We start from the raw sequence: 10,550 nt of genomic DNA, 5'->3' as shown, positions 1-10,550 counted from the left end.
ATTGATTGCTCAATAATTTGTTACTTGAATTAAACGTTGACGCTTGTATTGTGTTCAGTTTTCAAAGAACTTTTTATTAAAATCGCTCATAAGCGACTTTCTTAATATAACATGCTGAGTTTTTGTAGTCAACACTTTTTTAAAAAAACTTTTTATCGTCAGCGACGACGTTTATTAATATACCATCATAAAAAAACAGTGTCAACATCTATTTTACAATCTAAAAAAGAGGGTTACTTACCCCCCTTTTTAATTACTTTACTTATCCGTATTAACTTTTATTTTTTTCGAACGTATATACTTCGTACACTCCGAAGGTTCTGCTACTCTTTTAAATAACCGAAATAAAATTTGATATCTTTCTTCCATGGCTCTTTTTACAATATGATCTATTCTTTTATCTTCTACATCAAATAATATTTCATCCATCTCTCTCTTTAGAAGGTATTCTAATTCTTTAACTTCCTTCTGATCAATAAGTAACCCAATCATAGTTTCACCTCTAATATAGTGTAATTCTAGTTATTTCCACAAATAGAGATTTTATGAAAAAAAAATACTGCTTGATTCACTCATATATTTTCTGAACAAGCATAATATGAAGACAAGGAGATGTATTGGACAAGGAGGATATATATGAATTTTTTCTACATCCTAAGCGGAAAGAAAGTAAAACAAGCACTTATTATTCTAGTGGCTTCTTTTTTTACAGCTGGCATTTTTTATATTGAGAAAGGGAATATAGCACCCGTTTTTTCAACAGAAAAAGGACCACGAGTCATTTATAAGGGTGAAAAGAATGAAAAGGATGTTGCATTGACGTTTAATATTAGTTGGGGAGATACGAAAGCATTGCCTATTATCGATGTTCTAAAGAACGAAGGCATAAAAAAAGCTACTTTCTTTTTATCTGCCTCTTGGGCAGAACGGCATCCTGATATAGTCCAGAGAATAATTAAAGATGGACATGAGATTGGTGTAAAGGGATACGACTATAAAAACTATATTGAATTGGAAGATAATCAAATTAAGAAGGATATATACAAAGCGCAAGATGTATTTAAAAAGATGGGAGTAAAAACTGTTTCTTATATAAGAACTCCTGATGGTAATTTTGATTCTAGAGTTGTAAAACTTGCTGATTCACTTGGCTATACACTTATTCATTGGAGTATTGACTCTAATGACTGGAATAACCCTGGTGTTGAAAAAATTCAATCAAATGTACTTAATAGCATCAAAGGTGGGGACATAGTATTGTTTCACGCTTCTGACTCGGCCAAACAGACAGCTGACGCACTACCTCTAATCATTAATGAAATAAAAAAGAAAGGGTACTCTTTTGTAGCTGTAAGTGACATTCTTAATAATGCTGAAGTTAGTAGCGAGATGATTGACTAAATATTAATCATAAGAAAAAAGCTGACCTTGGGTCAGCTTTTTTGATTTGTTATTTTAGGCAATACCAATAATTGATATGCATTACAAATAAGTATTGGTAAAAGCATTAAATAAAGCCAGCTGCTTTCGTTAACTCTTATAGCTGGAAACCATTCAATCACACTTACAACAAACATAAAAAATACGGCAGGTATAAATGCTCTCTTATTTGTCTGTTTGCTTTTAAAGTATCCAATCAAAAGTGCAAAAAGTAAAATGCCAATTGGAACTAAAATATAGGATACTACTGAATCGCCCGCTTCTGTAAAAACCTGAATACGGAAGTAAATTAGGTCAAATAATACGAATGCAATCAATACTATTTGTGCGGGATTCCAAGCGCTTTTAAATAATCCTAAACCGAAACGATGTACAGTAAGATATGCAAAGAAACCCATTTGGCTAATTACACTAAAAATAAATCCAACACCAATCAGCCAAAATACAACCATTAAAATTTCTACAAAATCTGCTGCTAAAAATAATTCTTTATATTCACCCCATTTTATAGCAAAACCAAAAATGATAGTGCTAATGGCGCCAACAAGCAAAGTAGATAAGAAAAACCTTACCCAATTTCGACTTTTCACAATTGTATCCCCCAACTCAATCTAGATTCACCATATGATTGTACCAAAACAGTAGGGTCAAATGCCAGTTTGTAGATACTTATTAAATGAATATTTTTCAACAAAAGCCTGCATATTAACTAGTAAGGATCCCATGAAAGGAGCTTAAATAATATGAGAAAATGGATGTCGCTCCTCCTCATCCTAAGCTTAATTTTAGTCACTTTTGGGTGTGCCCCTGCAAATGTGGAACAAAGTCAACCTGATTACGAAGAGACCAAAAAGATGGTCGTAGATATTTTAAAAACTGATGATGGTAAAAAGGCAATTCAAGAGCTTATGAAGGATGAAACCCTAAAACAGAATCTTATCATGGATCAGGTAATTGTTAAGCAATCCATCCAGGAAACACTTACATCAGAAAATGGTATTGAGTTTTGGAAAAAAACATTTGAAGACACGAAGTTCGTTGAGGATTTTGCAAAAAGTATGCAAAAGGAGCACGAAAAACTCATAAAAGATTTAATGAAGGATCCCGAATATCAAGCTTTAATGATGGATATATTAAAAAATCCTGAAATGGAAGAACAAGTAGTTGAGGTTCTTAAAGGTCAGGATTTCAGAAAACATTTACAAAGTGTGGTTAGCGAGACGCTCGAAAGCCCACTTTATAAAGCAAAGATAGAAGATATTTTAATAAAACATGCTGAAGATTTGCAGAAGCAAGAAAAAGCAAAGAAAGATGAAGGAGAAGGCGGCGGTAACAGCTAACTCTACATTACTAATATAAGACCTCCTATTTTCTTAGAAATAGGAGGTCTCTTTTTTCTTATATGGCTTCAATAACCTTTTGTGCAATTTCGGAATATATCTTACCTGTAGGATGAGTTTCGTCGTAAATAGATGGTGCGAAGTCATCATCGTTCCAATCAGGCTGTCTTAGAGGTAATTTTCCTAACAGAGTTGTCTGAAGTTCTTCTGCTAGCTTTTCTCCTCCGCCTTGTCCAAATACATACTCCTTCTCACCTGTTACCTTGCTTTCAAAATATGACATGTTTTCAATAACACCTAATATCTCATGCTCAGTACGAAGTGCCATAGCCCCCGCTCTTGCTGCAACAAAAGCTGCTGTCGGATGCGGTGTAGTCACAATAATCTCTTTACAAGTAGGAAGCATTGTATGGACATCAAGCGCGACATCACCTGTTCCAGGAGGTAAATCAAGCAATAGATAATCAAGATCTCCCCACTCTACATCATTAAAGAAGTTGTTTAACATTTTTCCAAGCATTGGACCACGCCAGATGACAGGTGAATTATCTTCTACAAAGAAGCCCATTGATATAACTTTTACACCCAATCTTTCTACTGGCACAATCTTTTCTCCACGTACAACAGGACGTTTCGTAATACCCATCATATCAGGTACACTAAATCCGTAGATATCTGCATCAACCAAGCCTACTTTTTTACCTAGTCTAGCTAATGATACAGCTAAGTTAACTGAAACGGTAGATTTACCAACTCCACCCTTACCACTGGCAATCGCAATAAAGGTTGTTTTGTTAGTAGGAGCTAATAATGAATCAGATTCACCAGACTCTGTCTTGTGCTTCGCCAATTCTTCAGGCGATAATTCAGTGAAACGAAGGCCCACTGATTCAGCACCTGCCTCTTTAAGTGCATTAACAATCATGGATTGTAAATGAAGCTGTTCAGATGTTCCTGTCTTTGCTATTGCAATTTTAACACTAACATGCCCTTTTTCTTCTTTTATCTTAATCTCTTGGATTGCATTTGTTTCTTCAAATGTTTTATGTAAGAAGGGATCCTTCTTTTTTTGTAGTATTTCTCTAACTTGTTGTTCTGTTAACATAACTAAACACCACCTAATTCTGTATTCGGTTTCATTCCATGCTATTATAACATACTAGTCCAAAATAGAGTGTGAGGAACCTCATACCTTGATAAAAAGTTATGTATATTACAAAAATATGCTTTTCAAAAATAATACCCACCTTACATTAATCAGGCGGGTTAGATTCATCGGAGAAGTATCGGGATATTCCTGTATAGATAGAAGCAGCAACTTTTTCTTGGTATTCATCCTGAATGAGTAGTGCTTTTTCTTGTGGATTAGATAAGAAACCTACCTCTACTAATGCCCCAGGTTTGTTGGAGCTTTTCACTAAATATACATGGTTTATCGCTTTAGCTTGACGAGTTGTATTACCTAAATTAGTGCGCAGTTCGTCTTGAATGAATTTTGCTATTGCTTCATTTTCTTTAAAAGACCCATAATAAAAGGTTTGTGCCCCGCTCCATTTTGGAGATGGAATTGCATTTAAATGTACACTAATATATAAATCCGCTTCAGACTCATTAATCAATTTCACACGTTTTTGAAGGTCTTCTGTTTTTCTCCTACTATAACCTCTTGTTCCTTCAGCCGCCAAGTCGGTATCGTCTTCTCTTATCATTTGGACAAGAGCGCCCTGTTGCTGCAGGTAATCTCTAAGCTTCAGAGAAATTTTCAAGGCAATGTCTTTTTCTTGAATATCACCACTATTAGCCCCTCCATCTACACCACCATGGCCAGGGTCAATTATGATAATCTTTCCGGAAAGTGGAAGGCTCCATGAATTCCAAACATCTTTATCCATATATCGGTATTGCAGAAACAAAAAAAGTACAATAGCGCCTAAAATGACACCTGCTATTTTTAATTTTTTATTCACCTTATTCCCTCCTGCTCGTCCTTACATTTCACTATATGGGACAAGGAGAGTATATATGATAGAAAAATTTAATGCAATTTTAGGCGGTATCTTTTTTCTCCTTTTTGGAAGCCTTCCATCCACCAGTAGGTTACATAATGCTCACAAGAATAATATAGGGACTCATTTACAAACCCGTGATCCCCAATATGTCCCCAATAACAAATAAACTCATATAAAGCATCGATTAGATTCTTCTCATATTGATAACATCGCTTTTTTACATCTTCAAGAGATTCTCCATAATAACTAAACCTGCTATACTTTGCACCTAATAAATACGCTTCTATAGCAACATCCAGGCAACCTTCCTCAATTGCACTACCCAGCATCGTTCCCATTCTAAAATAGCTACCAAAGGTCTCTGAAACGTTCTTTTTTAACCCTTCCAATGAAAGCTCACGCAGCATCTTACGCTCATACGTAATTTGCTTCTCTTTCCGTTTCTCTTTGAAGGTAGTTATAACATTCATACAATAGAAACCCCCTTTGACAACTAGTTTCTTACTGCACCTACCTAATCATGCGCTAAACACAAAGTACCTCCACTGCCAAAATAAAGTATGTATAATGTTTTTGAAATCTGGTGCTCTGGTGTCAGGCACCAGAAAAATACATTTGTCCACCTCAGAAATACACTCTTGAAGTAGTGTTTGTGGGAATAAATTTGCTAGTGGAGCAAAATAAAAGGTTATATACGCTGGATCATTAAATTAAGCAATTTTTTGTGAGATATCTTCCTTAATGTTTTTGTCTGATAATAGTAAATTTCGGTTTTTTTAAGTGTAATTCACTGTTCGACTATTATCATTTTGCACCTCTTTTAGTCTAATTTTGGATTTACGGTTTTTAATTTGGATTTATGGTTTTTAATTCGGAAATACGATTTATAATTTGAATTTACGGTTTTTAATTCGAAAATACGATTTTTAATTCAAAAATACGGTTTTTAGCACTTTTAAGGAATTACGGATTAAAACGTCCATACTAAATAAACCCACCCACCACCGAAACACTCTTTTCAAACGTAGACAGAGCAGTATCACCACTTTCCAGTACACAAAAAAGACCCCCAACCAAATCGGTTGAGAGCCTTTGTAAACGTAATATTAACGTTTTGAGAACTGAGGTGCACGACGAGCGCCTTTAAGACCGTATTTTTTACGTTCTTTCATACGAGCGTCACGAGTTAATAGTCCAGCTGATTTTAAAGTTGGACGGTACTCAGGATCAACTTGTAGTAACGCACGAGCGATACCGTGGCGGATAGCGCCAGCTTGACCTGTGTAACCTCCACCATTAACGTTAACTAGAACGTCATAGTTTCCTACAGTTTCAGTTGCTGCAAGAGGTTGTTTTACAACTTCTCTTAAAGCTTCAAATGGAATATATTCTGCGATGTCACGACCGTTAATCACAATGCGTCCGTCACCAGGAACTAAACGTACACGTGCAACAGAGCTCTTACGACGGCCAGTGCCATAATATTGTACCTGTGCCAAATTAATAACCTCCTTAATAATTAACCGCGAAGTTCGTAAACTTCTGGTTTTTGTGCTTGATGTGGATGTTCAGTTCCAGCATAAACGTGTAACTTCTTGAACATTTGACGACCTAAAGAACCTTTTGGAAGCATGCCTTTGATAGCAAGTTCTAGCATTTTCTCTGGGTAGTTTGTACGCATTTCTAATGCTGTTCTTGATTTTAATCCGCCTGGGAATTGACTATGACGGTAGTAGATTTTGTCAGTTAATTTCTTACCTGTAAGTTCGATTTTTTCAGCGTTAACGATGATAACATTGTCACCAGTGTCAACATGTGGTGTAAAAGTTGGTTTGTGTTTTCCACGTAATAATGTAGCAACTTCAGTTGCAAGACGACCTAAAGTTTTACCTTCAGCATCTACAACATACCATTTACGCTCTATATTATTAGCATTTGCCATAAATGTTGTACGCATGAATTTCCCTCCTAAATAATTGCTTCTGGTTCATATTTATTAAATCACAGTTAAAGTTCCGGGGCTTTAACGTGGGGTTTAAATACCATACCTAAAATATAATATATCTTTCACGTCCTAATGTCAAGAAAATGTTACACCAGGTTTAGTTGTCATAAGCATATTTTTTGACTACTGACTACTTATTTGGTTCCCAGTCCTCATAATATACCTGCCATAAATAAAGACCATGACCTGGCGCTGTTTTTCCTGATAATGAACGATCCTGGTTTTCCAATATATGCTTTACATTATTAGCTTTTATCTTTCCTCTTCCTACATCTAGTAAAGTCCCCACCAATATCCGGACCATATTGTATAAGAAGCCATTACCGATAAAAGAAAAGATTAGCTCTTCATCTTGCTTATCTATCGAAATATGATAGATAGTACGAATTTTATCCTTTACTTCCGTTTTAGAAGCACAGAAACTCGTAAAATCATAGGTACCAATAAAATATGTTGCAGCCTTGTTCATTTCTTCATAATTAAGAGGATATGGATAATGATAAACGTAATTACGCGTGAATACACTCTCATCTTGGGAAAGTAAAAGCTTATATCGATATTCCTTTGCCTTTACGTCAAAACGCGCATGAAAATGGGAATCAACTTTTTCTACTTTCTGCACCTTTATATCGCTCGGCAGCATAGAGTTGAGAGCCCGTTTCCAACCTGACTCTTGTATATCCAGGCTTGAATCAAAATGGATTACTTGCCCAACTGCATGTACAGTAGCATCAGTACGTCCTGAAGCAAAGATTTTTACCGATTTCCCTTTGTGCATTTTTCCTAAAGTTTTTTCAAACTCCGACTGGACGGTTCTTTTATTCGGTTGTACCTGATATCCCGAAAAATTTGTTCCATCATACGCAATGATACATTTATACCGATTCATATTTTCCCTCAACTATCCTCTTAATAAAAATAATATAACTGCAGCCAACAATAACAGTAACAACATTAATGTGTCTAGCAGACGCCATTCCAGCTTTCTTAACTTCGTCCTGCCTTCTCCACCTCTATATCCTCGTGCTTCCATAGCGATAGCTAACTCCTCAGCTCTTTTAAATGCACTAATAAACAATGGAATTAACAGAGGAACTACAGCTTTCATTCTGTCTTTAATTGGTCCACTTGTAAATTCTACACCTCTTGCAGCCTGTGCCTTCATGATTTTTTCCGTCTCTTGCATTAGAGTTGGAATAAATCGCAATGAAATAGACATCATTAAAGCCAGCTCATGAGTAGGGAGTCCTAGCTTCTTAAATGGTGCTAAGAGACTTTCCATACCATCAGTAATCTCGATTGGTGTACTTGTTAACGTTAGTATCGTAGTCATAATAATTAAATATAATAGCCTTAACGAAATAAATACCCCTTGCTTCAGACCGCCCTCATAAACTTCTAGGAATCCTACCTCAAATAATAGTAAACCTTCTTTTGTTAGGAAGATATGAAGAAAGAAAGTAAAAATAATCACCCACAAAATAGGCTTTAGTCCAGAAATAATGTAACGTATATGAACCTTTGTTAATAAAACGACCGTAAAAGTATATATTCCCAACAAGGCATACGTTAGAAAAGTATTTGCAAGAAAGACAATAAAGACATAAAAGAATATCAATAAGAGTTTTGCCCGAGGGTCCATTTGATGGATGAGAGATTTGCCCGGTATATATCGGCCAATAATGATATTCATTTGTCCTCACCCCTTATATTCAAAGCAGACCCTACATAATTTACAATCTCATCAATAGATAAACTTGATTCAACAGGAATCGTAATGCCTAACTTTTTTTCAATGAGTCCTTTAAGTCTTATTACCTCAGGTACATCTAGTCCAAGTCCGATTAGTTGGGAAGTATCAGAAAAAACCTCACTAGGGCTACCTTGAAGCTTTATTGTTCCCTTCTCCATTACTAGAATTTGATCAGCATACCTTGAAGCATCTTCCATACTGTGTGTAACTAAAATGGTTGTTAAACCTTTTTCTTTATGGAGCTTATAAAACATCTCCATTATCTCATACCGACCTCTCGGATCTAAACCAGCAGTAGGTTCATCTAATACAAGAACCTCAGGATCCATTGCTAAGATACCTGCAATAGCCACCCTTCTCATTTGACCTCCACTTAAATCAAATGGAGACTTTGTTAAGTGCTCCTGAGTCAGCCCAACCATCTCAATAACTTGTTTTGCTCGTGCTTTTGCTTCCTCGGCTGGAACTCCAAAGTTGATGGGACCAAAACATATATCCTTTTCAACTGTTTCCTCGAACAACTGATGCTCAGGAAACTGGAACACAACTCCAACCTTTTTCCTTAGAGATTTTAAATTCTTCTCTTTTTGGTTGGAGGAAATAGTTCGATCACCAATGGTTATGGAACCAGACGTAGGTTGCAAAAGTCCATTAAGATGTTGAAGAATGGTAGATTTACCAGAACCAGTATGGCCAATTATCGCAACATATGAACCAGATTTGATATTCGCATTCACATCATATAACGCAAGTCTTTCAAACGGAGAATGTACTTGATAGCGGTGTTCTAATTTTTCGATTGTAATGTCCATAATTCCTCCACCAAGCCTTCTTCTGTTATATGATTTTTAGAGAGTGGAATACCAATTGATTTTAACTTTTTTGAAACCTTTACAGAGAAAGGCATATCCAAGCCAATCTCAACTAATTTTTCATCTAATGCAAAAATCTCCTCAGGTATTCCTTCTGAAAATAGTTCCCCTTGATTTAAAACAAGAATGCGATCCGCTTTTGCAGCTTCCTCTAAATCATGCGTTATTGATAAAACGGTAATATTGCTTTCGCTTTTAATTTCACGGATGGTCTCAAGTACTTCACCCCTACCTAATGGGTCCAACATTGATGTAGCTTCATCAAGTATGATAAGTTCTGGTTGTACAGCAAGTACACCCGCAATCGCTACTCTTTGCTTTTGACCACCTGAAAGCTGATGCGGTTCATGAGTAACAAACTCTTCCATTTTCACCATTTTGATAGCTCTATCAATACGTGAAATCATTACTTCCCTTGGTATACCGTTGTTTTCTAGTCCAAATGCAATATCATCACGGACTGTAGTGCCGACGAATTGATTATCTGGATTTTGAAATACCATACCTATCTTTCTTCTAATATCCCAAATCGTATCTTCACTTAAGGTAATACCATCAATCGTAACTAATCCTGATTGAGGTAGAAGAAGCCCATTAAGAATACGAGCTAATGTTGACTTACCAGAACCATTATGTCCTACTATTGCTACCCATTCTCCTTTTTGTACAGAGAATGATAGTTTATTCAGGGCAAACTTTGCTTCATCTGAGTATCTATAACTTATATTATCAACACTTAAAAGTCTCTCTTTCATTACTCATCCCCCTCTGTCTACATTATTTCCATAGAAATAATTCTAAATCTCAACTCATCTAATCTATTTCTCAAATTATTAGTTTTATCCTTATCTGTCAAGGGATTTCGTCCATAAAACACTACATATATTACTAGAATATAACTATCAACTACTATTTTAAAAAAGTAGCAAAGATAATAAGTTGGGGAAATTAGTATGGGTTATACCTAGAAGAGCAATCTTATTGTGTTAGTAGTTGAAGTTAATTTTCGCACATCTTTTTAAATAAACAAAAAGGGCTTAGACCGTTTAAAAAACGGTTCAACGTCAAATGTTGGGGTGAAGTGAATTTCGCTTCACCCTTTATCCAATATGCGTACCTAATCTTTTAAAC

Annotated in this window: 13 protein-coding genes; 2 read left to right on the top strand and 11 right to left on the bottom strand. The window is 35.7% G+C overall.

Features of this window, described 5'->3' with window-relative positions:
* Positions 1-258: 258 nt before the first annotated feature.
* Positions 259-492, bottom strand: a complete 234-nt coding sequence (locus AB3M96_RS23450; protein ID WP_412970034.1) for a hypothetical protein — start codon at positions 490-492, stop codon at positions 259-261.
* 144 nt (positions 493-636) lie between these two features.
* On the opposite strand from AB3M96_RS23450, the gene pdaB reads away from it, so the two are divergent.
* Positions 637-1,401, top strand: coding sequence for a polysaccharide deacetylase family sporulation protein PdaB (pdaB, locus tag AB3M96_RS23445; RefSeq protein WP_412970033.1), 765 nt, complete (start codon positions 637-639; stop codon positions 1,399-1,401).
* Positions 1,402-1,433: 32 nt separating this feature from the next.
* Here the strand turns inward: pdaB and AB3M96_RS23440 are convergent, their stop codons facing one another.
* On the bottom strand, positions 1,434-2,030 hold the full coding sequence (locus tag AB3M96_RS23440) for a KinB-signaling pathway activation protein (protein WP_412970032.1): 597 nt from the start codon (positions 2,028-2,030) through the stop codon (positions 1,434-1,436).
* A 153-nt stretch (positions 2,031-2,183) separates the two neighbouring features.
* Between AB3M96_RS23440 and gerD the strand changes: the two genes are divergently transcribed.
* Positions 2,184-2,780: a spore germination lipoprotein GerD gene (gene gerD / locus AB3M96_RS23435; RefSeq protein ID WP_412970031.1), complete on the top strand. Its 597-nt coding sequence runs from the start codon at positions 2,184-2,186 to the stop codon at positions 2,778-2,780.
* 58 nt (positions 2,781-2,838) lie between these two features.
* Here gerD and AB3M96_RS23430 read toward each other — a convergent pair whose 3' ends face one another.
* The 9 genes from AB3M96_RS23430 to AB3M96_RS23390 form a co-directional block, all read right to left on the bottom strand.
* Positions 2,839-3,885 (bottom strand): Mrp/NBP35 family ATP-binding protein, encoded by a 1,047-nt coding sequence (locus AB3M96_RS23430; protein WP_412970030.1) that lies wholly within the window; start codon positions 3,883-3,885, stop codon positions 2,839-2,841.
* A gap of 148 nt (positions 3,886-4,033) precedes the next feature.
* Entirely contained in the window at positions 4,034-4,747 is a 714-nt protein-coding gene (gene cwlD, locus AB3M96_RS23425) for an N-acetylmuramoyl-L-alanine amidase CwlD (RefSeq protein ID WP_412970029.1), read from the bottom strand.
* A gap of 68 nt (positions 4,748-4,815) precedes the next feature.
* The gene (locus AB3M96_RS23420) at positions 4,816-5,259 is read right to left on the bottom strand and encodes a YbaK family protein (protein ID WP_412970028.1); all 444 of its coding nucleotides are present in this window, start codon (positions 5,257-5,259) and stop codon (positions 4,816-4,818) included.
* Between the two features lie 636 nt (positions 5,260-5,895).
* Positions 5,896-6,288, bottom strand: a complete 393-nt coding sequence (rpsI, locus tag AB3M96_RS23415; protein WP_412970027.1) for a 30S ribosomal protein S9 — start codon at positions 6,286-6,288, stop codon at positions 5,896-5,898.
* A gap of 20 nt (positions 6,289-6,308) precedes the next feature.
* The gene (gene rplM, locus AB3M96_RS23410) at positions 6,309-6,746 is read right to left on the bottom strand and encodes a 50S ribosomal protein L13 (RefSeq protein WP_412970026.1); all 438 of its coding nucleotides are present in this window, start codon (positions 6,744-6,746) and stop codon (positions 6,309-6,311) included.
* Positions 6,747-6,924: 178 nt separating this feature from the next.
* The gene (truA, locus tag AB3M96_RS23405) at positions 6,925-7,683 is read right to left on the bottom strand and encodes a tRNA pseudouridine(38-40) synthase TruA (protein WP_412970025.1); all 759 of its coding nucleotides are present in this window, start codon (positions 7,681-7,683) and stop codon (positions 6,925-6,927) included.
* A 12-nt stretch (positions 7,684-7,695) separates the two neighbouring features.
* A complete protein-coding gene (locus AB3M96_RS23400; RefSeq protein WP_412970024.1) occupies positions 7,696-8,487 on the bottom strand; it encodes an energy-coupling factor transporter transmembrane component T family protein in 792 nt (263 codons plus the stop codon).
* The gene (locus AB3M96_RS23395) at positions 8,484-9,359 is read right to left on the bottom strand and encodes an energy-coupling factor ABC transporter ATP-binding protein (protein WP_412970023.1); all 876 of its coding nucleotides are present in this window, start codon (positions 9,357-9,359) and stop codon (positions 8,484-8,486) included. Before AB3M96_RS23395 ends, AB3M96_RS23400 begins: the two co-directional genes overlap by 4 nt.
* Positions 9,335-10,174, bottom strand: coding sequence for an energy-coupling factor ABC transporter ATP-binding protein (locus AB3M96_RS23390; protein ID WP_412970022.1), 840 nt, complete (start codon positions 10,172-10,174; stop codon positions 9,335-9,337). The genes AB3M96_RS23395 and AB3M96_RS23390 overlap by 25 nt, the downstream gene beginning before the upstream one ends.
* Between the last annotated feature and the right edge of the window lie 376 nt (positions 10,175-10,550).

The organism is Ferdinandcohnia jepli (assembly GCF_047246645.1).
Taxonomy (GTDB): Bacteria; Bacillota; Bacilli; order Bacillales; family Bacillaceae_L; genus Ferdinandcohnia.
The sequence above is the reverse complement of the archived record's forward strand: the minus strand, read 5'-3'. Positions and strand labels throughout refer to the sequence as shown.